Here is a 26,555-nt window from a genome sequence, read left to right on the forward strand (position 1 = left end):
GCTGACAACAGGACTTTAATAGTCTAACACGACGTAAAAAAGGGTGTTCCCCAACCACGAACGGTTGCTGGAACACCCTTTTATATTCACAAATCTTCTTAGAAGCTGCCTTTTACAACAACTTCAGAGAGTGGAAAACGTCCTGATGGACGTGCTGGCACTTGTGCCTTACCTACGCTAATAAGCAGGGTTGGCAGGTAACGCGCTGGAATATTGAATTGCTCGATCAATTGTGCTGGAATGAAACCGCCCATTGCGCAAGTGTCGTAGCCCAGAGATTTAGCAGCCAACATAATATTTTGTGCTGCAAGAGCAGAGTTCAGGATGGCTGCATCGCGAGCTACTTGCGGGTTTTGGTACGCGCCGTTGATTTGACCTACCAATGCGTCACGGATTTCCGCTGGCAGTGCGCCTGCTTCTACCGCCTGATCATAAATGACGGTGTTGCGGTTCGCTTCCAAATCACCCAATACGGCAATCGTAACGGAACTTTCCGCTACTTGGCCCTGATTATAGGCGATAGGCAGCAATTTTTGCTTGTCCGCTTCGCTTTCGATAACAAGGAATTTCCAATGTTGAAGGTTCCAAGCGGAAGGAGCTTCTACCGCCGCAGTCAAAATAGCCTCCAAATCTTCCTCTGGCAATTTAAAATCCTTAACATAGCTCTTTACCGCGTGTCTTTCACTAATCGTAGATAGGGTTTCATTTTTTGGACTACTCGACATTCTGGGCACACTCCTAATTTCTTATGATATATATCTAACTTGAATCCTCATTAACTTCCCAAACTACTGCAATTATAAAAATGATAGTTAGTCATGTCAATATGTTTAAGTATGACCCTGCACTCAAAATACAGTACAATACGGATAAAGACATACATATCGGCAGATGCCTGCCGATGGGACAAGACATAATGAGTTCATTTTGTTCTCATTTGAATTAAAAAAGGAGCGTTACTATGATTGGATCGTTTAAAAAAACAGATATTGCTTTGTTTGCCGCCTGGGTTGTAGCTTGTGTGGCAACTTTGGGCAGTCTGTATCTCAGCGAGATTTTGGGGTATGAGCCTTGTAAGCTATGCTGGTTTCAGCGCATTCTGATGTATCCCCTGACCCTTCTACTCGGGATCGCCTATTTTCGAGGGGATTCGGGGATACGCCGTTATGTCATGCCGTTGGCTATCATTGGAGGTGCGATTTCGGCCTATCATTTTACCATTCAGCGCATCCATGCAGCCGCCAAAGCAGCTACGCAAACTTCAACTTCCTGCGGCAGAGTATCCTGTGAACAGGATTACCTAAACTGGTTCGATTTCATCACCATTCCTTTTCTCGCACTGATCGCCTTTATCCTTATTATTGTAGCCATGGGTTATATCATACGAAAGGAGAAAAAGTCAGCTCAGGGAGAGGTACAAGCAACAGAACTCGCATAAGTATGAAAGAGACCCAATTATAGGGCCAGTGTTATCACCAAGAGGCGTATAATCCGCTTGCCGGGGGAGAGACTGTAACTAAATATATCCATTGCATATGTGGTATAATGTGAAAGGTTTGCAGTCTGTCCAATAACGCTTATATTCCTTATAGAGGGGGCCAGTCCATGTTTCATATTAGCACCCCATTGCTGCAATATGGCGCAACCTTCGGTATGATCTTAATCGCTATATCGGCTATTTTCATCCGTATGAAGACAGGTCATCGCCCGATTAATGCCAAAAAAATCATCATCCCTCCGCTCGGCATGAGCACCGGTTTTATGATGTTCGTGGTACCGGAAGTACGGGTTCCCTGGCTTTGGGCGCTGGGCGCTTTTCTGGTCGGCTGGTTTATTTTTTCTTACCCGTTGATCCGCAGCACCAAATTTGAGTTGCAAGAAGGGCTGGTTTTCGTGCAACGCTCACGTACCTTCTTCTTTATCCTATTCAGCCTGCTGATCGTCCGATTGCTGCTGCATGAATTTATTCAGCATTACATTACCATTCCGCAGACAGCAGGGCTATTTTTCATCCTAGCCTTCGGCACCTTGTTACACTGGCGGCTCCGTATGTATTTTCAATATCGTCAATTCGTTCCGGACGAGACAGAAGTCCGCATCTGACCAACGGTTTTTTAACATGCTTGCTAGCATATTGCTGTATAGACCAAAAAAGGACACGTTCTCCCAGCCAGGAGGCCGTGCCTTTTTGGTCTTTTCGTCTTTTTAGTCTATCGGAGGCTACATTTCCGTCTTGCCCGGACGCCGGGCGCTAGGCACTTACTGGGAGCTTTCTTTTGTAAACAGCGTGCTGCCGTTTATGTTGTTCTGCGGAGCATAAGCGCCGTCCCAGGTGATAAAGAAGCTTGCTCCGGTGTAGATTTCATTCAGGGCCTTGTTCCAAAGCGAATAATCGAATTCCTTGAGCTGATTATTGTTGCGATCCACATGGTCGCCACCCACGGCTGGTCCAATTTCGCAGAAGCCATAAGTTTTTCCAAGTCCTTTGATGTCATTGTAAGCCATCTTAATTTCATTGTCATTGGACGGATCGTCGCTGTAAGCGTCGATGCCAATCCAGGTGACATAGCTGGAGCCGGGGTAATAAGCAGCCGCGTTGGCTCCTTTATTTGGAGCATAGACAAAATTGACGTTGGACATGCCATTGGTCGTCACAATGTAATTGTACAGATTGATGTACAGGTTCTTATAGTCCGTCGTGTTCTTGTCCCCCCACCAGAACCAGCCTCCGTTCATTTCATGGAAGGGTCTGTAGTAAACGGGGGATGAGTTAAACTTTTGCAGGCCGTTCACGACGTTGTCAACCTGGGCCTTATAATTTTGCAGCCATGCGGGGCTGGACGAATTGATGGATGAAATGTCTGTATTAGCCAAGATCTCGAAATCGGAATCAGACATCGGGGCGTTTACATTTCCACCCTGGGGATTGGGCATGTGGGTGGAAACGGTGACGATTTTCCCCAAGGCTTGGATGGCGGAGGCGCTATTGGAAGTAATGGAGGCTGCATCGGTTCCCCCCTGGTTCCAGTTCAGCAGATCATAGGAGACGATGTCAGGGTTGTAGGTCCAGACAGGACTGGTGTTTACACTTCCGTCATAGCCCAGGAACATGCCAGTATAGTTGATATTGCTCTCCGCGCCTGCCGTCATTGGTAGCGAGAATAATAATGCAGCCCCGGTCAGGGCGCTGATCAAGCTCTTCGTTTTCTTGAATGAATTCATAATGGTTATCCTCCTGATGTTTATATCTTGCTGTTTGTAATCGCAAGACTTAAGATGTGACCGATATTCCCCTAGGACAATCTGACTCGCAACCTACATGTTTTTCGTTTTAGCGAGTGGATCTCCATCTTCCTAAAGGAATACGTTTTTGTGATCCTCAATTACATCGACATCAAGGAAAAAAGTTGAAATAGTTCTATTAGAGCAAAAAAATAATTCATATAACAATGAACAAACAATTTCTGCAAAATGTGGTAGGGACTAAATGTGTAATAAAGGAAATTTTTTCATTTCATTCTTATGAATTTGTTTTCAAATTATTGTTATTTTTGTACTATATAGAAGATTCATAATCACACACTTAGCGTATCCTAGCGTCCAGAACTAAGCTGATCACTCTGATGGCATAGTGTATATTTCGTTAAAATGGTGGCCTGGCACTCATGAAATGAAAAAAACCGATATTCGCCTTTTGGCCAAAATCGGTTTTTGGAGGTGAAACCATTATTCCCCGCAGTAAGGCACGAATGTTCCGGGCTAAAAGCTCAGGTTCTTCACCCGCCGCAGCAATTTTTTTGTACTGGACCTTTATAGAATGCACGTAGCAAAAGGGACTGTCCTCTGGACAGCCCCTTTTCTGTAATATGTCCAGACCATTCACCACGGTAGTCTGTATGCTTGCGGTGGATGCCTGCTTTTATTATTGCTGGGTCAAAATGATCGGACCCTCTGCTGTAATGGCCAGCGTATGCTCGTATTGCGCAGACAAGCCGCCGTCCAACGTGCGTGCGGTCCAGCCGTCCGCATCAATTTTACTGCGGTATGTGCCTGTGTTGAGCATCGGCTCAATTGTAATGACCATACCCTCTTTTAAGCGTGGTCCACGGTGTGGAGGTCCGTAATGTGGAACCTGCGGTTGCTCATGCATCTCTTCTCCGATACCGTGCCCAATAAATTCGCGTACGACCGAGAAGCCTTCCGCTTCCGCGTAGGTTTGTATCGCATGGGAAATATCACCGATCCGGTTACCGATAACGGCTTGCTCAATCCCTTTATACAGCGATTCCTTGGTAACATCCAGCAGCTTTTGCGCCTGCTCAGACACATTACCCACCGCATACGACCAAGCGGAATCTGCCAGCCAGCCATTCAGGTTCACAACCATGTCGATCGTCACGATGTCCCCGTCCTTCAACGGTGTCTTATTCGGAAAGCCGTGGCAAATCACATCGTTAGGTGAGCCACAAGTTGCAAACTGGTAGCCGTTATAGCCCTTTTGCTCCGGTGTTGCGCCATGCTTCTTCATAAAGGATTCCGCAAAGGCGTCAATTTCCAGTGTCGTAATGCCCGGCTTGATCATTTTGGCAATTTCCCGGTGGCAAGCAGCCAAAATGTCTCCAGCTTTTTTCATATTTTCAATTTGTTCTTTGGTTTTAATGATAATCATTAAACGGTCTCCTTCTTTTCCGTGTTCGTTCCACTTTTCACTGCTTCTTTTTTCTGCTTCTATTGTAACGCTAAAAGCAGCGAAATGGAACCGATGTCAACTGATACCGTTTACAATGATCTTAAACGGGGTATATAATATTCCATAACTTGTATACCAGTATGCAAAATCATTTCCTAGATAGGAGTATCCTATGAAATATCCAACAACCTGGTTACAGGGCGCATCGCTTGGGGAAAGGATTGCTTGTGAACTTCGGCTTCAGATTATACGCGGCGTTCAGACACCAGGCACTGTGCTATCTGAGAATCAGATTGCTGCCGATTTTGGTACCAGTCGTTCTCCGGTGCGTGAAGCCTTGAAGGCACTCTCAGGCGAAGGACTGATCCGTTTGGAGCGCATGGGGGCGATTGTCGTCGGCATGACACCCGGTGATATGGAGGAGCTATTCGATGTGCGAATGCTGATTGAACATTTTGTTGTACAAAGGTATGTACATAGTGATAATGCCACATTGGTGACTGTTTTGAATCAGATGATTGACAAAATGGAAGTCGCTCTCAAGTACAGGGATGTCGTTGAATTTTCTCTTCAGGATTTTAATTTTCATGAAGCTCTGGTTCTGGAAGCTGGCCATACCCGTATTCTTCATACCTGGAACGGCATGAGACAGCTAATCCTGACGGTCATGTTAGCTGCAACAGAACAACGATTTGCGTCCAACATCGAAGAATCACAAGTCACGATTCACAAACATCGAACCTTTGCAAACGCTTTAAATCAGGGGGATGCTCAGGAGTTGTCAGGATTTATTGAGGATCATTATCGAGATACCCGCAACGCGGTTAACGATAGCGTCCTGTCTCCCTACAGAAGAAAGACATCGTCCTAGCCACAATATGCGTGACAAAGAGCAGATGTACCGCGCTTTATGCGTTTCTCGCTGGCGCGGCTCTCTTTTAATTGAAGTTGTCGACAAGTATACATTTAGCTATACATATAAGAATAAGGAGGCATACCTTCATGAACACATTATTCGGCTTAAGCCATAACGCGTCCCTGCTCATATGGGCGCTAGTTACCGTCATTCTTTTGATTTTGCTGATTGCTAAATTCAAATGGAATCCCTTCGTTTCACTGCTGCTTTCGTCGGTATTTCTCGGACTGGTTAACGGGATGTCTGGACATGAAGTTACTGCCTCCATCACCAAAGGGCTCGGCAGTACACTCGGCTCCATCGCCATCGTGATCGGTTTAGGCACAATGCTCGGTAAAATGATGGCAGAATCCGGCGGCGCCGAACGCATCGCGACTACACTGATGGATCGTTTTGGTGAAAAACGCGTTCATTGGGCGATGATGATCGTAGGCTTTATCGTGGGAATTCCGGTGTTTTTTGAGGTTGGTATTATTTTATTAATTCCCATCCTGTTCACGGTTGCCCGTAAAATGAACATGTCTCTGCTGAAAATCGGTATTCCAATGCTGGCAGGACTATCGACGGTACACGGCCTTTTACCACCCCACCCGGCTCCGATGATCGCGATTGAAGCCTTTAACGCCAATATTGGACGCACGATAGGATATGCACTCATCGTGGGCATCCCATCCGCCATTATTGCAGGCCCGGTCTTCGGCGCTTGGATTGGCAAAAGAATCATGGTCAGACCTTCCGAGAGGCTGGACGAGCAGTTCAGAAATACGACGGGGCGGTCGTTGCCTCCCTTTTGGATTACTTTGTTCACCATTTTGTTACCTGTTATTCTAATGCTTAGCAGATCAGTCGCTGAAATTGTAGACCCGGCCAATACACATCCGCTCACTGTATTTTTCAAATTCATTGGTGATGAGGTTATGGCATTACTGATTGCGGCCGTGTTTTCTTTTTTCTCGCTAGGCTATGCACGTGGTCTAAAGAAAGAGGACTTGTCCCGTTTTACCAGTGAATGTCTGGCACCAACAGCCTCTATTATCTTAATTATCGGGAGCGGTGGTGCATTTAAAACGGTATTGATCAACAGCGGTGTAGGTCAGGCCATTGCAGCGGTCGCTACAGGAGCCCATATGAATGTGATTGTATTTGCTTTTCTGGTCGCTGCGCTCATTCGTGTAGCCACTGGGTCAGCGACAGTCGCGATGACGACAGGCTCCGGTATTGTTGCACCTGTGCTGGCACTTACACCCAGCGCGAATGTCGAACTGGTCGTCCTTGCTACAGGAGCAGGGTCGCTGATCTTGTCTCATGTGAATGACGCCGGTTTTTGGATGATTAAAGAATTTTTCAATATGACGGTTCCGCAGACTCTAAAATCATGGACCGTTATGGAAACCATCCTCTCCCTGGTCGCTTTCGGTTTGATTATGCTGCTGAGTGTGTTAACTTAACGATAATGAGCTAATAACGGTAAGTGAAGGGGAGATTGAATATGACAGACACCCGATATATGATCGGCGTCGATATCGGTACGACCAGTACCAAAGCAGTTCTTTTCGAAGAAAACGGCAATATTGCCGCCCAGCACCATGTGGGCTATCCGCTCCATACACCTGAGCCGGATGCGGCAGAACAAGATCCGGAAGATATTTTCAAAGCTGTTGTGACGACGGTGCAAGAGGTCATGAAACAAAGCGGAGTGTCAGCTGAGCATGTACTGTTCGTCTCCTTCAGTTCGGCCATGCACAGCGTACTGGCAGTGGATAAGAACGGCAAACCGCTGACCGCCTCTATCACTTGGGCAGATAACCGTAGCGCCAAATGGGCCGAAGCGCTCAAACATGAATACAACGGACACGATATTTACTTACGTACCGGAACGCCTATTCATCCTATGTCACCGCTCACAAAACTAATGTGGATTACACGGGATTTACCAGATGTTGCGACCCAGACGTACAAATTCATTTCCATTAAGGAGTACGTTTTTGCCCGGTTATTCCACCAATATGTCGTGGACCACTCGATTGCCTCTGCAACCGGACTCATGAATTTGCAGCAGTTGGACTGGGACGAGGAAGCGCTGCATATTGCAGGTGTGACGAAGGAGCAGCTATCCGAGCTGGTGCCGACAACTCATGTGCTCAAAGGGCTGGATGAGACCTATGCACATGACATGGGCCTACTGAAGACGACTCCTTTTGTGATCGGGGCCAGCGACGGTGTCTTGTCCAACCTCGGTGTGAATGCGATCAAGCCTGGAGTTGTCGCTGTTACCATCGGCACCAGCGGAGCCATCCGCACCGTAGTTGATAAGCCGCTCACGGATGCCAAAGGGCGCTTTTTCTGTTACGCCTTGACCGAAAAGCTGTGGGTCATCGGCGGCCCGGTGAACAACGGAGGTATAGTCTTCCGCTGGATCCGGGATGAATTTGCAGCCTCCGAAGTGGAAACGGCCAAACGACTGGGACTTGATCCATATCATGTGCTGACCCAAATTGCGGAACAGGTACGTCCTGGCTCCGACGGTCTGCTCTTTCTTCCGTACTTATCCGGTGAACGTGCGCCCCTATGGGACCCGAATGCTCGCGGCTCCTTCTTCGGTCTGTCCCTGCGTCACAAAAAAGAGCATATGATTCGCGCCGCTCTGGAGGGTGTGCTGTTCAATTTGTATACCGTCATGCTCGCCATGGAAGAAGTCATCGACAGACCGTCAGTCATTCACGCCACGGGTGGATTTGCACGCTCGGAGCTATGGAGACAGCTCATGGCAGATATATTTGATCAGGAAGTCATTATTCCCGAAAGTCTGGAAAGCTCATGTCTGGGTGCAGCTATTCTAGGCTTGTACGCACTGGGACGGATTGATTCGCTGGATGCTGTGTCTGGTATGATTGGTACCACTCACCAGCACAAACCGGTAGCAGAACACGTGGATATTTATCGCGATTTACTGCCGATTTATATTCGCATTTCACGTAAATTCGAAGAAGAATTCAAGGATATTGCGGAATTTCAAGCCAAGTCCCTACAGTCTTGAGTTACAAGGTAAACCGAATGGAGTTACAGCAGCGAAGCCATAGGCCCTTAAACTTGTAAAGCGAAGACCCTTCTCATCAAGGGTCTTCGCTTTATTGTTGTGCGCCCTTCGTCACGTAGAGCAGCATTCGTGCATTTTACAGGAAATCGGCCAAGACCGAAATTACAGAAACAGGGTTTTAGAGATGATCACCAACAAAATAAACAGAACCAGAATCGCTCCTACAGAGGTCCATGCGCCTACGCCGCAACCCATACCGCCTACTCCGCACATATGACTCATTTACAACACTCCCTTCGCTCATTTACAGGATCATTGTATGTAGACCTGGTCAAATGCGTAAGGGGGGCATTCCCCCATTTTTACGGCGAATGCCTGTTTATTTTGGAGACTAGCATTATGTATTAACCTCAAAATTATAGAACCCCTCAAGTGTTGCTCTCTTCATCATCAATACTGCACAAGTCCCAAGGAATCCACTCAGCAAGCCACACCTCATGCCCTGCATAATAAAATGCGATTCCCTCTTCTCTTGCTTTAATCGTGTTTACCTTGAGCATGACCAATTCACCTCTTCGGCTCCCTGCTAATGCTGCAAAGTTAGTGCTTTCAGATAAATGTACATACTTTCTGCCAACAGGATCTAAACCATCCGCCATAATAAATGGCAATGCTTGCTTATTCGTACCATGGTATAGTACATCTGGTGGATTCCCGGGAGTATACTCTATCTTTTGATAGCTATGTCCATATCTAGCTCTGATTCTACCGTTATGGATTTCAAAACGCTGCTTATCTGAATTGCGCACGATCCGCTCAATATCAGTCTGCTTTACACCTGACCAGCCTGGCAAGCTTTGAATGATTTGAAGTAAGTGTTCCACAGTACAAGAGCCGTCTGTAATGTCTAACTTTAGCCCGGATTCCTCGGGTTTGTGTCGCAGCATTTTGCTCATTATTTTACTTAGCTTCATATCTTCCTTTTGTTTCTTCATTGAATTTCTCCTTCCTTTAATATAGTAGATCAAAAGATATTTCTACATAAAATTAAGGATTCCTCTTATTTCTTCTTTATACGCTAAAAGACCATCAGAACCGGGAAGGTCTGATGGTCTTTATCAGAAAAGATGCTAGTTATGCCTCTCTGCGTCTGCGTGGTGTCAGACCAAGCCAGGACAACAACGAACTGCGCGATTTTCGTTGTCTGCCCTGGTAGGTACGCAAATTCGTAATTAACTGCCGATCCCGTTCCTCGTCGATCTTTTCTTTCATCCAGCGTTTTTGATCCTCCAGTTGGTTAGACAAGTTGATATTCTTTTCCACCAAACGGCTGTGCTCTGCTTCCAGTTCCTCCAAACGGCTCCGCATTTCCAACAAAGCGTTTTGCACCATGTCCTGCATCTGCGCCAGTTCTTGTGGCTCTACGGACTCCTGTGTTTGTACAGATACAGGCGCTTGCTTCAATCTATACTCAATAGTTGATGCCAAAGTCTGGAACTCTTCCTGCAACTGTAGCTGCATGGGTTCTTCTGACAGTGTCTGAGCATTCATTTCATCCTGTAACTCTGTCAGTTCAACCGTAGCAGCGACTTGAGCCTGCATGACCGTCTCTTCCCTGCCTTCAGCCGCCGCCATTATTTCTTCCCAGGTTGCGGTCAGTGACTCAGCATCCGAGATGGGTGGCAAGCGGAATTCCTCATCCTCCATTGGAAAGGGAGCGGTCACTCTCTCAAGCACCACCTGAACCGCCTGCTCCATCGTCATATGCTGCTCACGCAACGCCCTCCGCATCACCTTCAAGCACTCAACATCCTCAGCACTGAACATTCTTGATTGATTCGCGGAACGCTGAAACACATACCCCTGCTCCTCCAGCGCCGCTGCATATTTACGAAGGGTACTCGCCCCGATTCCCAACTGTTTTGCTGCTTCCGTCGTCGATTTGATTTCTTCCATTTAATCATTACCTCCCCGGATGGTATGGAAAGAAATAAGCTTGTATATGTAGAATTCGCGAAATCCATTGGAAACCCTTTGGCAAAAATGTTCTAATATTGCAGACTGCTAAGAACCTTTGTCATAACGGAATCTTTGTAGAAATACAAGAAACGACATTGCAGAGAATACTTCGTTCTATGTACACTAAAGACTCTTTAAAGAGCGTCACATAAATGTCATACTTTTATAATTCCTATGGCACTATTCCTTCCATCAACATAGTTCATGTTATAATTTATACAGCGGTCACCTTAAATATAAATTGAAATGCAATCTCCTACCTTCCAGTAAAAGTATTGATAATTTACGTTGATTCTACAATTAATCGCAGAAAGACACCTCTTTCACAGTTCATTTTTAATTTTCCGGAATGGAGACAAAAAAATGGATATTTTCAAAAGATCAGCAATATGTTATGTTATGTAACGTAAAATGGATTTCAGGCATAATTTGTAGCATATTAACGTTCGCTGGAACGAGGAGGCAACATAGATGAAGGGGAAGGCAAGGAAAGTAGCTATTGTCGGCGCGGGAATGGTCGGTTCGAGCTGTGCCTACTCAATGGTTAATCAGTCCATTTGTGATGAAATCATGATGATTGACCGCACGTATGATCGGGCTTTGGCCCATGCACTGGATCTGTCCCATTGTATGGAGTTTACGTCCACACGCACTAAGGTACGTGCAGGCACGTATGCAGACTGCACGGATATGGACGTGGTGATTATAACGGCTGGAGCCAACCCTAGACCAGGTCAAGACCGCCTGTCTGTACTGGACGACGCAGTGCTTATCACCAGAGAGATTGTAACAGCGATTATGGAGGGTGGCTTCGACGGTATATTCGTCATTGCCGCTAATCCTGTCGACATTGTAACGTATATGGTACAAAGTATATCCGGTCTGCCGCGCAACAAGGTGATCGGCACGGGCACCTCTATCGACTCGTCCCGGCTCAAGACGTTGCTTTCTGAGGTGTTTTCCATAGATCCGCGCAGCGTACAAGGATATGCTCTTGGCGAGCATGGCGAATCCCAATTCGTTGCCTGGTCACACGTAACGATTGGCGGTAAGCCGCTTTTACACATTTTACGGCAGCATAAGGAACGATTCAGCCACGTCGATCTGGACGACATTGCCCGTAAAACCAGGGATGCAGGCTGGGAAATCTTCACCCGCAAAGGCGCCACTTATTTTGGTATTGCCAATGCTCTGGCATACATTACCCGTTCCATTTTAAATGATGATGGTAAAATTATAGCGGTCTCTGCTGTATTGGACGGCGAGTACGGGCACACCGATGTCTGCACGGGCGTTCCAGCGATTATCGGCAGCGGAGGAATTCAAGAGGTCATCGAGTTGGAACTAAGTCCAGAGGAACAAGCGAAGTTCGACGCCTCTTGCCACTTTATCAGCAATAATATCCGTGCCATTTCAGACTTAGTGTAAACCAATAGCACAGAAAAAAACTCCTTACCCTCATTGAGGATAAGGAGTTTTTGCAATCCCCGTATTTCGCCCTATATCTCTTTATAACGAAATACCGTCAGTCCCGCCAACGTAAATACGACAAAGCTGCCCATTATAACCGTCAATAGTGTATCAGTTGGCACCATGAACGCCCCAAAGTTGTCTCTTCCACTCGGCATCATCGCCAATAAAGGCTGTGTCCATGGATAGTACGGACCGTAGGTTTGAGAATTGGCGACCAGAATATTCGGCACGGTGAACACAAAATTCAACGCAAGCGGTGCGGCAAAGCTGGACCACAAGAAGGATACCATCAACTGCAACGCAGCCAGCGGCAGGCAGGCCACCCAGCCTGCGAGCAGACTTTGAGCGATCACAGCCCAAGGAATCGGTCCGTTCATCCCCTGCACAGCTCCAACACTCAGCAACGCTCCCCCGAACAGTAGCTGGGTCAATCCGACCAAGGCCATAATGATAGTCAGCTTAGCTGCGTACAGACTGGTGCGGGACAATGGCAATGACATCAGCTGCTTCCAGCCGCCGCCCCCATGCTCGAAACGGCAGACCAGAGACCCAAACACGGCCGTCAGCATCGGCAGGAACAGCAGCGCATGAACTGTAAGCATGGCTGACAACAGCAACAGCCAGTTCCCTCCCGGATTCGCCAGCAAACCAATCAGGACGGCAATCGCCGGGCTGACGAGCGCGAGCAGCCAGACGGGCGATTTCGCCATTTTCAACCGTTCAACAGAAAGTAACCGTGCATATCCTCCGAACATTACGCCACATCCTTTCGGCTAAAATGGGCCGCTGTCAGCAGGCTGAGAAGCATACCCGTTCCGCACCCGACGGACGCAAACATCCACGCTTGAGGTGCAACCCAGGCGAATTGAGGCCAGGCCAATGGAAACCATTCGGACAGCTGTGAAGCAAACAAGCTGCCAATGCCTAACGTAATGCCCAGTGTTACAGGTAGCGCTTGATTATGGAATGTGACTGTTAACCACAACAATAATACGAGCATAGGCAGCGTGCCGCCCAAGGGCCAAAACCCGAGTCGTAGCAGTTCTCCTACGGGTGCAGGTTCTCCCCCGAAGCCAAGGATCATTCCCAACACCCAAGTCCCTACCGTCAGGAGTAGACAGGACACACACAGCATCCCAATCGCCAACGTCAGCTTGGCCATATAGACGCTGAATTTGGAAATCGGCAAGGCCAGCAACTGCTTCCATGAGTTAGATGTATGCTCCACATTCGCCAACATGGAAGCCACCATAGTAGCTCCTAGCACCAGCGCAAGGGGTACAAAAAGAGCGATGTTATCCATCAAAACTTCCCACAGATGACCCTTGTTACGCGGAATCAGATAGTCATATCGAAGTCCAAAGTTGAGCGCCTGCATGGCCACCAGCCCAAGGGGACCGAGGAACACCAAGAACCAGATTCCCTTTCTGCGTGCTTTGAGCAGATCCGCCGTGAGTGCTCGCAGCATCATAAGGAAGCCCCTCCTTTGCCCACCACCTGCATGAACATATCCTCCAGCGATTTGCGGCGTTCCTCCACACGGTATACGGCATGCGTATTTTCGACCAATCTTCTGACCAGCAGCGCAACAGCCGCATCATTCATGTTCTCGAACTCCAGCGCCGATCCGTCCTTCACCGAATGGTAGCCCTGCTCACGCGCAATCAATTGGGCTGCTTCCGGTTCCGACACGACGATCCGAATTCCGCCCGCGGATTCCTGACGGAGATTATGAATCGTGTTTTGGAAGACCAGCTCTCCTTCACGAATAATACCTACGGTATTCGCCATATGCTCTACCTCGCTCAACAGATGGCTGGACACCAGTACGGTGATCCCCCGTTGCTTGGGCATCGCCTGAATCAATGTGCGCATTTCCTGAATACCCTCCGGGTCCAAACCATTCGTAGGCTCATCCAAAATGAGCACTTCTGGATTCCCAAGCAGGGCTGCTGCAATACCAAGTCTCTGCTTCATACCCAGCGAGTAGCCTTTGACTGGACGTTTGGCATGCTTGGTCAGTCGGACGACCTCTAACACTTCCGCAATGTTTTGCTTGGGTACATTCAAAATACGGCGAATGGCCTCCAGATTTTCAATGGCGTTCAAATGACCATAATACGAAGGATACTCCACCAACGAGCCGACTTTACGCAAAATATCAAGCTTATGTCTGCGAATATCTTTGCCGAATATACGGATCGTTCCTCGAGTTGGGCGAATAAGTCCAAGCAGCATGCGGATCGTTGTCGTTTTCCCTGCTCCATTTGGACCCAGAAATCCGTAAATATCTCCCCGAGCTATTTTCAGGTCCAGCTGATTAACCGCCGCGCGGCCTTTGTATATTTTGCTGAGACTGTTCGTTTCAATAATGTATTCGTTCAAGTTCCTCACCTCGACACCTATCGTAACGTGCCAAGTTTAAAGCCAAGGGAACTCTGAGTTTAAGTTTTGTTTAAAAAACGGATTCGGGTCCCGGCTGATGAACTGAAAATCTCCCTCTCCAAATTCATTTCGCGAGCCAGCAGTTCTGTAATCGCCAACCCAATCCCGGCTCCTTTTTCACTGGACTGTTGCTCCATACCAGGCCCTTTATCTGTGATAACCAATGCCTCTGTCCCATTATCCTTCTGGACTTGAACACCAATATATCGGCCTGAGGCAGCATGGCGAACTACATTTTGAAAGAGATTGTCCAGCAGACGACGGAAGCCTTGCTCATCGACATTCCACACCATACTATGCTCAGGCAGGTCGATATCCACTTCAAAGCCCTCCTTCTCCCACACCGGATACCAGCTGGCTACACACTCCCGCACTAGCCGCAGGATATCACGCGGTGTGTTATTCATGGTGTATTTGCCACTGGATAGGAGATTATAGGTCAGCAAGTTGTCGATCAGACTCCCAAGGTCCTTTAGCTTGTTTTCCATTAGTGTAATCGACTGTTTCCCTCTGCTGCTGAGATTTTCACCATCTAGTGTATACAGATGGCTACGCACGACCGTAAGCGGCGTCCGAATATCGTGTGACAGATCCGCGACCAGTCTCTTCCGTAGCTCTTCCTCCTGACGCTCACGTCCCCGACTCTCTGCCAACTGCTCGACCATCTGATTAAATGCTTCTTCCAGCTTGCCGATTTCATCCGGGCGTCCAGTGGCAACAAGAATAGGCAAGCCGTCCTCTCCTCGCTGCGACATGGCGGCCTGAAGCTGCAACAGTCTACGCCGAATGTCTCCAAAAAACAGAAGAGATACGGATATAAAAGCGCCCAAAATCAATACAATAAAAAAGAAATAGTACATCAACATACTACTATCAGTAGGTGGCTGTTCAAAGAACGAACGAGGCACTTTTAATACCATATAGCCCTGATTTACATCATTCTTGCCCCCGCCAATAAAGGCTACTACCGTAAACGGCCCCTCATAGCTTGCTTGCTTCATAAAAGCTATAGCCTGCGCAGCGTTCCATTGTTTTGGCAGGTTAGGTTGGGTCGGTAACTCCAACCTAGTTAACCCTGCGGTATCCACCCAAAATATTTGGGATTTAGGGAACATATCTTGTTGTATTTTGCGCAGATGGACTGAGATTTGCTCTGGTGTGGCTCCCTTCAAGGCTACAGCTTCGCGATGCCAGCTATTTTCGGTATGGGTAGCAGAGGGATAGTAAGCGTTTTTAGGCTTGGACCCCGCACCCCAATTGAATAACACGCTATATATCAAGGCTGTAGCAGGCAACACAATGGGCAACAGCATCATAGCAACCACAATGATGACCAGATAACGGAACAACAGTGAACTGCGAAACCGACCTCCCTGATCCGGCTTAGAGCTGGGATGCAACCTCCTCCAACCCTTGCGCGTCCTGTTCATTATGCTTTCACCCGATATCCTACACCACGGATCGTCTCAATGATGCGAGGTGTCGCAGGATCAATCTCCAGCTTTTCGCGCAGGTGTCGGATGTGAACCATTAAAGTTTTGTCTCCGTCGATATATGGATCTCCCCATACCGCTTCATACATTTGCTCTTTCGTCATAATCTGGCCCAAATGCCGCAGTAAATAAGCAAAAATGTGATATTGCTTGCCTGTCAGTGTAATTTCCTCCCCGGTATCACGGTTCACAATACGGTTATCAGGAGAGAACACAGAGAGATGCCCCAGTTGTAAGGATTCTTCAGGCACGGTTCCTGATCGGCGCAGCAAAATCTCCATACGTGCTATGAGCTCGTCCGGGTGAAAGGGCTTGGTTACATAATCGTCGGCGAAATCCAGTCCTTGCAGTTTATCGTCTATGGAGGTACGAGCAGACAACATGAGAATGGGAAGCTCCGGGTACTCTTTCTTGAGCCGTTTCCCTATGGTGAATCCATCCAGACCAGGTAACATCACATCCAAAATCACGAGTTGGCACGTACGGGCTGCCTCCACAGCCCCATCCCCGCTGCGAAGCCATACTACAGCGTAATTCCGCTCTTCCAAATACTGATGCGTCCAAGCACCGATATCCTGGTCATCTTCGATGTATAACACATTTGTTTTCATCATGAGCACCTACTTATCGTTTTTCTTTTATGTAATGGGCATTATAGCATTTATGGTACATAACCCACTTAAAAAGGTTAATAACTATCTTATACGACATACGCTTCACATTTTCAAATTTGAATGCTTATGAAAAAAGGAGGCCTACCCGATGCTGCTGGAAGCTATATACCATCACCCGAAACGCAATTGGGCTTTTGGTTATAATGATGAAACGATATTTCTACGGCTACGTGCGAAGAAAAATGACCTGAACACCGTTCATGCTCTCACCGGAGATAAATACGATTGGGACCGCACCCAACAGCTTGTCCCGATGTCCAAATTCGCTACTGATGGCAGGTTTGATTACTATGAGTGCAGTATAAAACCTACTCACCGTCGGCTGAAATATGGATTTTTGCTAGAAGACGGTGAGGAACGTATTTGGATGAACGAGGACGACTTTACTACCCAAGAACCCGAAAATGCAGATAAACTGTTCCAATATCCGTTCTTGAACCCGATTGATATTCTGAAGCCACCTGCATGGGTGAAGGATGCGGTATTTTATCAGATTTTCCCGGAACGATTTGCGAACGGTGACCCCTCCATCAGCCCAGAAGGTGCAGAGACATGGGGTGGAACCCCACAAAGAGACAATTTTTTCGGTGGCGATCTACAGGGGATTCTGGATCACCTAGACCACCTGAACGAGCTGGGAATTAACGCCATATATATGACTCCTGTCTTCAAGGCGACGACCAATCATAAATATGATACAGAGGATTATATGGAGGTGGACCCACATTTCGGGGACAAAAAGACATTGAAAAAACTGGTCGATGCCTGCCACGATCGAGGAATTCGGGTACTGCTTGATGCGGTGTTCAACCATTCAGGGCGTACTTTTAAACCGTTCGTCGACGTCCAGGAAAAAGGCGAAGCCTCGCCTTACAAGGACTGGTTCCATGTACATAGCTTTCCCCTGAAAGTGGTGGATGGCATACCGACGTACGATACATTCGGGCTGGAACCGATGATGCCCAAGCTGAACACCGAACATCCTGAGGTAAAAAAGTACCTGCTGGATGTGGCAAAGCACTGGATCGAAGAAATCGGCATCGATGGTTGGCGGTTGGATGTGGCAGACGAGGTGGACCACGCCTTTTGGCGGGAATTCCGCACTACGGTCAAGCAGGCCAATCCGGATGCGTACATTTTGGGTGAAATGTGGAATGAATCGTCTGAATGGCTTCAGGGGGACCAATTCGATGCAACGATGAATTATCCGTTCACCTACGCGGTGAATGATTTTTTCGTCAAAAAAGTGACCGATGCCCAAAGCTTTGCCTACGCCATCGGACGACAGCTGGCCCGCTATCCACAGCAAGCATCCGAGGTTGCTTTCAATCTGCTGGATAGCCATGATACACCGCGCCTACTGACGCTGTGCGGGGGCGACAAGCGACTGATGCGGCTGGCTGCTTTGTTCCAGTTCACGTATATGGGCGCACCCTGCATTTTTTACGGCGATGAGATCGGCCTGGATGGAGATGCCGATCCAGGCTGCCGCCAGTGCATGGAGTGGGATGCCGATAAGCAGGACCACGAGCTGTTCGACTTTTACCGCGAGCTGATTGCGCTTCGTAAGGGGCACCCGGTCCTCCGTGACCAAGGAAGCATCACTTTCCTGGAGGCACAGCCGGAGGGTGCCTCACTTGCCTACGAGCGCCGCAGCGAGGAAGAAGTGCTGCTCGTGCTGCTCAATCGTTCCGATGAGGATCACGTTTTTGAATTGGACATTCCTGAGCAGGAATGGCAATTAGCCTTTGGCGAAAGCCAGTGGTCCGTAGGACCGAAGGGACTGCATGCCGAGCTTCCTCCTTACGGATATGCTGTGCTGAAGGCAACGCCTGTGCGATCAATCAACTCTGCAAAAGAAGTCGACAACAAGACGCAAAGCAAGGCATAGGCTATGTAGACGCGGATGCTGATGAAAGTACCTGCCGAATACGGCAAAAAAAAAAGCAAGACCACCAGTAACAAGATAGTTAACTTGTTCCTGGTGGTCTTTTTACGTTAAATATGAGCTTCTATCCAAGTCGATTATTTGTTTTTAACATCTGTTCTTACTACCCCAACGTCTGAAGCATTGATAGAAATGGGATTGCCGCCTTGCCCTGTTTGAGCTGAAGAAGATTGTCTAACGTCCACCCTAATTCTTTTGCCCTTAAAGCCAGTTCGTCTCCTTTTTCCCAATGCAGTGGCCTCCTTAAGTCTTCATGGCTTCATAAACCTCTCAATATGACCTAACTGTGGAGAGATATGCTATATGCATATGCCGCTGAAGAAAACAGGTCTCGGCGAATATCAGATCATAGAGAAAAGAGGCTATTAGTACCCGAGCTGGCAAGCTCCTCCAAGAAATTGCAACGAACATACTAACAGCAAAAGAGCGGAACCTGCTTTTACAGGCTCAATGTGGCTTTAAAACCATCATTGAGCCTGTAATGATTAATGATATAGAATCATTGCTTATATCAGCTATCAACAAGCCAGCAGCCTTTCATGACTATCGTTGAACGCTAGCAGATTCGCTTGTAGATAATTGAATATTTTAATCCGTAAAATTTAAAGCGTTTACAAGTTAAGCGGCAGGTTGCCGGTCAGAGACGGCTGCTTGACCGGATCACTTTACAAATTGGCTTAAGCCAATACACCAAGAGCGTATCCAATAATTCCTATTGCGAATAAAGCAAAAATCAGAGCTATAGCATTTACTTTCTTTTTGAGCAGTCTCATGCATAAAAAAGTCAGCAAGAGAGGTAACAGACCAGGTATCAATTGATCCAGAATCATCTGTATCGTCGTAACAACCTCTACTCCATCCGAACGGGTATATCGGGATACTTCGAGTGGTATATTCAGAGTAGTCCATTTGGATACGAGGGCGCCCATAACAAATAGTCCCAGGATGGAGGCCGATTCCGTAAGCTTTTGCAGTCGGTTTCCGGACATGTCGGACACAATCTCCGTCCCTTTTTTGTAGCCGTATTTCAGTCCGTACCACTTAGTGGCCAGGCGAATAACATTAAAAAGCAAGAAAAATAGGACAGGCCCGATAACGCTTCCGGACAACGCAATGGAAGCTCCTAATGCAGCCAGAACGGGGCGTAATGTTCCCCAGAAAATAGGGTCTCCTACTCCAGCCAAAGGTCCCATTAAGCCAACTTTCACACCACTTATGGTAGCATTATCAATCGGCTGGCCATTGGCTTTCTGCTCCTCCATAGCGGCCGTTACCCCCATAATCGGTGCAGAGATAAACGGTTGAGTATTAAAAAACTCCAAATGCCGCTTTAGTGCTTCTTTTTGGTCTTCCTTCTTGCTGTATAACCGCTTGATTGCCGGAATCAAGGTGACACAAAAACCAATCGACTGCATACGCTCAAAGTTAAACGAGCCCAGCAGGAACCATGAACGGAAAAACATTTTGTTTAAATCGCTTTTGGTCAACTTTTTTTCTTCCATAGTACCCCACTCTTTCATTAAGAATTTCTTTAGAGCTCTTCAATTTCACCCACTTGATCTTTGAGCTGGCTATATTTAGGATTGAGCTGGATATACAGCAGAGCCAGAACCGCTCCCATGATTCCAAAGCCAACCAGATTGATGCTTGTAAATGCCGCGATGACAAAGCCCAAGAAAAAGAAAGGCATCAGATATTTGGCTGCCATCATGTTAATAACCATGGCATATCCTACAACGACGATGAATCCCCCTGCAATTTGCAGCCCTTTTGTAATGACCTCCGGGATGGCATCCAGCAAAGTCGTAACTAGACCGGTTTCTGCTGCAATAGCCACCAATACGGCAGGCAAAGCGACACGTAATCCCTGAAGAAGGAGGGCTATGAAGTGACATAATTCAATTCCTTTGAAATTTGAAGATTCGGCATATTTATCTGCCAGATGCTGAAAGAACACGGTAATCGTTCTAACAAAGATAGTTAACACTTGTCCGCCAGCCGCAATCGGAATCGCAACGGCAATTCCCGCACCGATCGATTGGTGCCCGACAATAACCAATATGGTTGAGACTACACTGGCCAAAGCCGCATCCGGAGCCATGGACGCTCCGACATTCATCCAGCCCAAAGCCAACAATTCCAGCGTACCGCCTAGAATAATACCGGTTTTGAGATCTCCCAGGACCAGACCGATCAGTGTACACGCAACTATAGGACGATGAGTCTGTCCTTCATCCAAAACACTGCCCATTCCGCAAATGGCTGCAACCAGCGTGACCATTACGATTTCAAAAACACTCATGTTTGACCCCCTCTCTTATGCGTACGTGTTGTTAAAACTGGACATTTTGGAGCTTGTTAATCAAATTAATTTTAGGATCACTGGCCACTTTTCTAATCTCCAGTTCTATCCCCTTTTCGTGCAATTTATAAAATGCCTCTACATCCTGCTTGTCTACGGACACTGCTCCGGTAATTTGTGTTTTGCCTTCTTTGAAGCACATTCCACCTACATTTACCGATGTAAACGGTACCCCACCTTCTACAACCCGCAGTACATCCGTGGGATTGGTAAACAGGAACAAGGTCTTGAAATCGTTATATTTAGGATTGTTATAAGCTTCAATCGCTTTCGCAATCGTGACAACATAAGCTTTAATCCCCGGCGGTGCCACTTGTAACAATAAGGTTTTGCGCAGCGTATCCGCAGCGACCTCATTGCTGACGGCGATAATTTTGTTACACTTCGTTTCCTTCACCCACACAGTAGCCACCTGACCATGAATTAGACGGTCATCAATACGAACAAATGATATTTCCATACCTATAATTCCTCCTCTGTTTGTATGTCCCGGATGACACGAAAAGACTTCATTGAATCCTGACCCGCACGGATGGCCAGATCACTTAGATTCTCCACGTTCTCCAGCCCTCTATTAGTCAGCAGGTCTACGATCATTGGCAGGTTCACCCCTGTTACAATGTCCATTTTTTCATACCTGGCCACAATCCTACTGGCCGCATTATAGGGACTGCCACCAAACAAATCGACGAGAAAAATCAATCCGTCCGTCCAATCAATTGTTTCCAAGGCCGCTTTGTACTTCTCAACAAGTCCGTTAACACTTTCACCTGGTTCAAACGTTACACCCACCACATTTTCCAGATGGCCAAAAATCATTTCCGTGGATCTTAGGATCTCTTCAGAAAATTTTCCATGAGTGCCAACAATAACACCTATCATTTGTTTCACCCCCTCCTTGCATCCTTCGCCTATACTTATATGCAAGTCTCATGCCAAGATTCTGTATGATGCGATTAACTATCAAAAAAAAGACCAAACCCTCGGCTGCTCCGGGAATTTGGCCTTTTCTCACCAACTACTTATTATCCTTATCCGCATGATTAATACACATCCAGCATCGTTTTATACACTTGCGCCACTACTTGGGGATACAGTTATATACTTCGCTTAGGATTTCGCAAATATAATATTTTTCATCATTAGTCAGCTTAATGTTAATACTGGAGGCAAATATATTGCAGGAACGGTTCACCACATCGATTAATCGTTGGTCAAGCAAGGATACATCCTCCTGATACACTAGCCCTTCTCCAATGACCATTCGTTCCAGCGCATGAGCCGTATGAACAGCAAGCTGAACCTTCTTTGCATAATGGAAATCAGCCTCCAGTTCCTGTTCCAGCTGCTCGATAAATTTCATCAAAATCCCCAAAATTTTGTGAGGATTCAAATAAGTCATAAACTCCTTTAGCGTATCCTCACATAGATCTCTTACGATCACGCTTCCGTGTTCATGCATAACAGGCAACTGATTGTTGAGCAACAATTCTCTTAATGCCTGTTCACCGCTTGCCTCGATCAGTTTTTCCAAAGGGATAAACGGTACATTGAGCTCGCTTGGCCGCTTAACCCCAATCACCGCAAGAAGCGTATGCTTGGCCCGTAAATCCTTCACCACTTTATCCAATTCCCTGACCTTTGCCGGTACAACAACTATTTTCTCTTCGGTTAAGTCATAAACAACCTTCTCTACAAACTCCTTTAGCTTGGCGGCGGCACCTTTGCCGGAGGAACAGACCGTCACGATTACCTTATTACTGGTCTTTTCCGCTTTCACTCCAGCATTTCCAGTGTTATATCCACGAAAATCCTTCAAAGATTGATAAATTTCCTCTATATTCATATCAAAAATACTGGCCTTTCGCACAGCCTCCAACACAAGCGGGGTTGAAACCATATCGATAGTCTTCACCTTAATCCCGACACGTTCCATAATGGTTGCTTCAAGATTGAGCAAGGAGCCCATATCAACCAGCAGCAATACGCCTCTGCCATTGTCAATGTCCTTCACTTTTTCCACAATAACTTCCAGGATTTCTCTGGGGCTAACATCCAAAGGCATGTCTACTGCGCAAATATTTGAGCTCCCCAGCAGGCTGTCGACAACGCTAACGACACTGCTTGCCGTACTGTTGCCATGTGCAGCTACGATGATTCCCACATTTCCCTGGTGCTCCTCTTCTACCGATTTCAGAAGAATCGCCACATAGGTGGTCTCGGCATCGGGTACGCTGACTTCAAACTTGGACTCGATCAAATCCTTGATAATGAGTGCCAGTCTGTATTCTTCATCCTGATCATTCATCGGTTCATAGATTTGTTTACTGACATATTTTTTCTCCCGGATTCGCTTTAAAAAAGCACTTAAATGAAGACTGAAGGCATAAACAAACCTGTCGCTGTAATTTCTGTTCAATTCTTTTTGAGCCATCTCTTGCACCTGTTCAGCGAACTCTAGGATATTTCTGCCTACGATCTTAAGGATCCGTTCCCTTCCCCCTTTGATGTTATAAAATCGGTTATAGAAGCTTTTGATGTGAATATTGACATCTGTAGTAATAAACTTATTGATAAAACTGTCGTCGAGTCCTTCTTCTTTGAGCATCCCTATCTTGTCTTCAATCAATTTGTACAAGTTGAACGGCAGTTCAAAAGCGTCTACTTCATCCATTCCTTTGCTGCCTTCAGGAGTAATATACAGCGAGGAGTTGACCATCTCCATTTCGGCAATCTCCTTGCGGTTCTTCCCCATATTAAATAGACCTTCCTTGATATTTCCGGGCAAAATTTTAAAATCAAGTTCAATCTCTTCCTTATTTTCATGTATGCTGTTCAAAAATCCTTTGGCACACACAAGCTGAATGTTCGATTTCAACTGACCGATATTTCCATAGGTTACGCTGCCAATCAGTGCTTTTACAGTTTCCAATTCAACCCTAATAGGCTTGTTCACACGATGGGCTTCGTTTGCAAAGAGATGCTTCAGGATCAAAAACCTCTCTTCAACAGTTCGCTCTTGCAAGGAAGGAATGTTGATCGTAATCGGTATCCGTCTGATAAAGGTTTTCAGCATGGAAGAACCGGGGTCTTCGGTCGTAGCGCCGATGAGCAGCACATTCGCTTCCCGCTTGCGCTCCGACTCGCCCAATTTGTTGTAACTGTTCGTGTCCATGAAATAAAATATCATTTCTTGGCCTTCTGGGGGCAGCCGATGAATCTCATCCAAAAACAGAATGCCCCCATCCGCTTTCTCGACCAGTCCCTCTTTCTCCCGATCAGCCCCGGTAAATGCTCCTTTTACATGACCAAAAATGTGGGAAAGTAGCAGCTGAGGGTTATTGTAATAATCAGCGCAGTTAAATACGATAAACGGTGCTTGCTCTGAAAAGCGCTTCATATATTTCCCATAATTATACATCAACCTAGCGAACATTGTTTTTCCAACGCCAGTCTGTCCCACAATCAGCGTATGTAGGCCCTTCGGCGGGTATAATATTGCCGCTTTTCCCTGCTCAACCTGGTTCCTCATACTCCCCATGAAACCAATTAAGGCGTGAAACGGATCCACTTGCTCTCCAGGCAGCAATATTTCATGAATACTGTTGACTTGGATTTGTTTCTCTTTAAGCTGAACCCGAAAGGTCTCCTCGATCACCTGCTTGTGCAAAAACTTGACGGGTCTCCCCTTGATTTTAATAATCAAGTCGGCGCGAAGTAGGCTATTAAGCTCCTTGCTTACATTATTTCTTAACATATTCTGTTGATCGGCTATTTCCGCAGCCGTAATTCCACCGCCGTCCTGCAAGGCCTCTACCGACAGTTTCTTTGTCCCATTGGCAATATACTCTAAGATCTCATCAATTCGTTTCACGGTATTCCCCCATGCTGACTAGTTCTTATTTAATTAGTATATAAAAAAAGAAATAATCCTCTACAAGAAAATAAACTGACAAGTTAATCATTAATCTGATACCCTTTTTATTGAATCTATCCAAAACTCAAATTCAGCCCATTCCATTCACTTCTTTTCCAAGATCAAAGGTTGGCAGTATAATTGCATAAGCTTCACGAATAAGCTGCATAAAAAGTTATTTTTGTTTCCCAGTAAGGAGCTGAGATAAAATAATGCGCTACGGATTACAGCAAGAGCAAACATTCAGGCTGGCTATGACTCCAGAATTACGACAAGCCATCACGATTCTTCAATATTCTTCGGTCGATCTGATGTCATATCTTCATGAGCAAGCAAATGAAAATCCGATCATTGACTTGGCAGAGATCGATATGTCCATCGAAAGAATCAACACAGAAGAAGAATATTCGCTACGAAAAAATGATAATCCGGTAGACCTTCTGGACTTTGTCTCTAATCCCGCAGATAATTTATATAGACATCTCAAAGCGCAGCTTGGGATGGTCCGCGGGCTATCCAAACTACAACAGATGATTGGCATGTTTCTAATTGGGAATTTAAATGAAAAAGGCTACCTTGAGCTGGATGTAAATACAGCTGCCGGAATACTTGACGTCCCCACCGATGAGGTTGAAAATATACTTGCCCTGATCCAAGGCTTTGAACCGGCAGGAATCGCTGCCCGCAGTCTGGAGGAATGTCTTCTTTTGCAGCTGCGATATGCCGGGAATGATGATGTTTACCTGGAAGAAATCGTGCGACATCACATGGTCAATCTTTCATGTAACCGCATACAAAAAATCGCGGATGCTCTAGGGATCGACATTCACATGGTACAACAAATGATCGATCAGATACGCAAGCTGAATCCTTGTCCGGGAGCGGCATTTGCTCCATATGAACGCCAGTATCATATAGCAGATATCTCAGTGGAGAAATCCAAAAACGACTACGTTGTGACAGTTAATGATATCACAGTCCCACGCGTCGGGATTAATCCTTTTTACCAAAGTATGCTTCGAAAGCCGGCGATGGAGGAAGAGAAACGATTTCTTCGTGAGAAGATGAATACAGCATTATGGCTTATTCATAGCCTTGAGCAGCGCCGCCTGACCCTGATGCGTGTGGCCCAGGCTATTGTTGATAGGCAACGGGAATTTTTTGAGCATGGCGTTTATCATCTGAAATCGATGACCCAAAAGGAGATTGCTGGAATAACCGGCCTGCATGAATCCACGATCAGCCGGGCGGTCAGTAATAAATACATGCAGACGCCCCGTGGATTGTTTGAACTCAAATATTTCTTCACCTCCGCCCTAGGATCGAAAGACGGGGATGCTACTTCATCAGAGAGCGCAAAAATGCGGATAAAGCAGATCATCGACAGTGAAGAGAAGCAAAAACCATTTTCAGATCAGGCAATCACAGAGCGGATGGCAAAGGAAGGACTAGAGCTGTCACGCAGAACGGTAGCCAAATACCGTGAAGAATTGGGGTATTTATCCTCCGCCAGGAGAAAAGTGTATTAAAGCTTCAGCAAACGGTTGTGAAAACTAAAAAGCAGCGCTATCACATTCTCCCG

General features: G+C 46.6%; 24 protein-coding genes. 8 read left to right on the top strand and 16 right to left on the bottom strand.

Annotation, left to right across the window (positions count from 1 at the left end; translation table 11 throughout):
* Nucleotides 1-98: 98 nt before the first annotated feature.
* Nucleotides 99-725 (bottom strand): nitroreductase family protein, encoded by a 627-nt coding sequence (locus ACEN8J_RS19860; RefSeq protein WP_165147993.1) that lies wholly within the window; start codon nt 723-725, stop codon nt 99-101.
* Between the two features lie 236 nt (nt 726-961).
* On the opposite strand from ACEN8J_RS19860, the gene ACEN8J_RS19865 reads away from it, so the two are divergent.
* A complete protein-coding gene (locus ACEN8J_RS19865; RefSeq protein WP_342427833.1) occupies nt 962-1,438 on the top strand; it encodes a disulfide oxidoreductase in 477 nt (158 codons plus the stop codon).
* A 167-nt stretch (nt 1,439-1,605) separates the two neighbouring features.
* Nucleotides 1,606-2,103 (top strand): CcdC family protein, encoded by a 498-nt coding sequence (locus ACEN8J_RS19870; protein ID WP_029514725.1) that lies wholly within the window; start codon nt 1,606-1,608, stop codon nt 2,101-2,103.
* 156 nt (nt 2,104-2,259) lie between these two features.
* Here the strand turns inward: ACEN8J_RS19870 and ACEN8J_RS19875 are convergent, their stop codons facing one another.
* Both ACEN8J_RS19875 and map read right to left on the bottom strand, forming a co-directional pair.
* Nucleotides 2,260-3,222, bottom strand: a complete 963-nt coding sequence (locus tag ACEN8J_RS19875; protein ID WP_318627649.1) for a glycoside hydrolase family 26 protein — start codon at nt 3,220-3,222, stop codon at nt 2,260-2,262.
* A 700-nt stretch (nt 3,223-3,922) separates the two neighbouring features.
* Complete coding sequence (gene map, locus ACEN8J_RS19880) at nt 3,923-4,669, bottom strand: type I methionyl aminopeptidase (protein WP_013308498.1); 747 nt, start codon at nt 4,667-4,669, stop codon at nt 3,923-3,925.
* 193 nt (nt 4,670-4,862) lie between these two features.
* On the opposite strand from map, the gene ACEN8J_RS19885 reads away from it, so the two are divergent.
* From ACEN8J_RS19885 to gntK, 3 genes are all read left to right on the top strand, one after another.
* Nucleotides 4,863-5,561 carry a GntR family transcriptional regulator gene (locus tag ACEN8J_RS19885; RefSeq protein WP_165147990.1) on the top strand — a complete coding sequence of 233 codons (699 nt, stop codon included), beginning with the start codon at nt 4,863-4,865 and terminating at the stop codon, nt 5,559-5,561.
* 131 nt (nt 5,562-5,692) lie between these two features.
* Nucleotides 5,693-7,054, top strand: a complete 1,362-nt coding sequence (locus ACEN8J_RS19890; RefSeq protein WP_495593883.1) for a GntP family permease — start codon at nt 5,693-5,695, stop codon at nt 7,052-7,054.
* 41 nt (nt 7,055-7,095) lie between these two features.
* On the top strand, nt 7,096-8,643 hold the full coding sequence (gene gntK / locus ACEN8J_RS19895) for a gluconokinase (protein ID WP_459759837.1): 1,548 nt from the start codon (nt 7,096-7,098) through the stop codon (nt 8,641-8,643).
* A 162-nt stretch (nt 8,644-8,805) separates the two neighbouring features.
* On the opposite strand, the gene ACEN8J_RS19900 is transcribed toward gntK, so the two are convergent.
* From ACEN8J_RS19900 to ACEN8J_RS19910, 3 genes are all read right to left on the bottom strand, one after another.
* Entirely contained in the window at nt 8,806-8,925 is a 120-nt protein-coding gene (locus ACEN8J_RS19900; RefSeq protein WP_013369112.1) for a hypothetical protein, read from the bottom strand.
* 146 nt (nt 8,926-9,071) lie between these two features.
* The gene (locus ACEN8J_RS19905; RefSeq protein WP_029514720.1) at nt 9,072-9,638 is read right to left on the bottom strand and encodes an RNA 2'-phosphotransferase; all 567 of its coding nucleotides are present in this window, start codon (nt 9,636-9,638) and stop codon (nt 9,072-9,074) included.
* Nucleotides 9,639-9,777: 139 nt separating this feature from the next.
* On the bottom strand, nt 9,778-10,599 hold the full coding sequence (locus ACEN8J_RS19910; RefSeq protein ID WP_029514719.1) for a MerR family transcriptional regulator: 822 nt from the start codon (nt 10,597-10,599) through the stop codon (nt 9,778-9,780).
* Nucleotides 10,600-11,133: 534 nt separating this feature from the next.
* On the opposite strand from ACEN8J_RS19910, the gene ACEN8J_RS19915 reads away from it, so the two are divergent.
* Nucleotides 11,134-12,090: an L-lactate dehydrogenase gene (locus tag ACEN8J_RS19915; RefSeq protein WP_029514718.1), complete on the top strand. Its 957-nt coding sequence runs from the start codon at nt 11,134-11,136 to the stop codon at nt 12,088-12,090.
* A gap of 71 nt (nt 12,091-12,161) precedes the next feature.
* Here ACEN8J_RS19915 and ACEN8J_RS19920 read toward each other — a convergent pair whose 3' ends face one another.
* From ACEN8J_RS19920 to ACEN8J_RS19940, 5 genes are read right to left on the bottom strand one after another with little or no spacing between them, the layout of a single operon-like run.
* Nucleotides 12,162-12,890 carry an ABC transporter permease gene (locus ACEN8J_RS19920; protein WP_069010775.1) on the bottom strand — a complete coding sequence of 243 codons (729 nt, stop codon included), beginning with the start codon at nt 12,888-12,890 and terminating at the stop codon, nt 12,162-12,164.
* Entirely contained in the window at nt 12,890-13,606 is a 717-nt protein-coding gene (locus ACEN8J_RS19925; RefSeq protein WP_029514716.1) for an ABC transporter permease, read from the bottom strand. Before ACEN8J_RS19925 ends, ACEN8J_RS19920 begins: the two co-directional genes overlap by 1 nt.
* Nucleotides 13,603-14,520, bottom strand: coding sequence for an ABC transporter ATP-binding protein (locus tag ACEN8J_RS19930; protein WP_069010774.1), 918 nt, complete (start codon nt 14,518-14,520; stop codon nt 13,603-13,605). The genes ACEN8J_RS19925 and ACEN8J_RS19930 overlap by 4 nt, the downstream gene beginning before the upstream one ends.
* 59 nt (nt 14,521-14,579) lie before the next feature.
* On the bottom strand, nt 14,580-16,010 hold the full coding sequence (locus ACEN8J_RS19935; RefSeq protein ID WP_029514714.1) for a sensor histidine kinase: 1,431 nt from the start codon (nt 16,008-16,010) through the stop codon (nt 14,580-14,582).
* Nucleotides 16,010-16,684: a response regulator transcription factor gene (locus ACEN8J_RS19940; protein WP_029514713.1), complete on the bottom strand. Its 675-nt coding sequence runs from the start codon at nt 16,682-16,684 to the stop codon at nt 16,010-16,012. Before ACEN8J_RS19940 ends, ACEN8J_RS19935 begins: the two co-directional genes overlap by 1 nt.
* Before the next feature lie 151 nt (nt 16,685-16,835).
* Between ACEN8J_RS19940 and ACEN8J_RS19945 the strand changes: the two genes are divergently transcribed.
* Nucleotides 16,836-18,638: an alpha-glycosidase gene (locus tag ACEN8J_RS19945; protein WP_495593884.1), complete on the top strand. Its 1,803-nt coding sequence runs from the start codon at nt 16,836-16,838 to the stop codon at nt 18,636-18,638.
* A 734-nt stretch (nt 18,639-19,372) separates the two neighbouring features.
* On the opposite strand, the gene manZ is transcribed toward ACEN8J_RS19945, so the two are convergent.
* From manZ to ACEN8J_RS19970, 5 genes are all read right to left on the bottom strand, one after another.
* Nucleotides 19,373-20,215: a PTS mannose transporter subunit IID gene (gene manZ, locus ACEN8J_RS19950; RefSeq protein WP_275041127.1), complete on the bottom strand. Its 843-nt coding sequence runs from the start codon at nt 20,213-20,215 to the stop codon at nt 19,373-19,375.
* Between the two features lie 11 nt (nt 20,216-20,226).
* Nucleotides 20,227-20,997: a PTS mannose/fructose/sorbose transporter subunit IIC gene (locus ACEN8J_RS19955; RefSeq protein WP_318627655.1), complete on the bottom strand. Its 771-nt coding sequence runs from the start codon at nt 20,995-20,997 to the stop codon at nt 20,227-20,229.
* 31 nt (nt 20,998-21,028) lie between these two features.
* A complete protein-coding gene (locus ACEN8J_RS19960; RefSeq protein WP_013369100.1) occupies nt 21,029-21,517 on the bottom strand; it encodes a mannose/fructose/sorbose PTS transporter subunit IIB in 489 nt (162 codons plus the stop codon).
* Between the two features lie 2 nt (nt 21,518-21,519).
* The gene (locus tag ACEN8J_RS19965; RefSeq protein WP_013369099.1) at nt 21,520-21,939 is read right to left on the bottom strand and encodes a PTS sugar transporter subunit IIA; all 420 of its coding nucleotides are present in this window, start codon (nt 21,937-21,939) and stop codon (nt 21,520-21,522) included.
* Nucleotides 21,940-22,138: 199 nt separating this feature from the next.
* Nucleotides 22,139-24,931 (bottom strand): sigma-54-dependent transcriptional regulator, encoded by a 2,793-nt coding sequence (locus ACEN8J_RS19970; protein ID WP_069010772.1) that lies wholly within the window; start codon nt 24,929-24,931, stop codon nt 22,139-22,141.
* A 254-nt stretch (nt 24,932-25,185) separates the two neighbouring features.
* On the opposite strand from ACEN8J_RS19970, the gene rpoN reads away from it, so the two are divergent.
* Entirely contained in the window at nt 25,186-26,502 is a 1,317-nt protein-coding gene (gene rpoN, locus ACEN8J_RS19975; RefSeq protein ID WP_340884172.1) for an RNA polymerase factor sigma-54, read from the top strand.
* Nucleotides 26,503-26,555: the final 53 nt, after the last annotated feature.

The organism is Paenibacillus sp. Paensp38 (assembly GCF_059491915.1).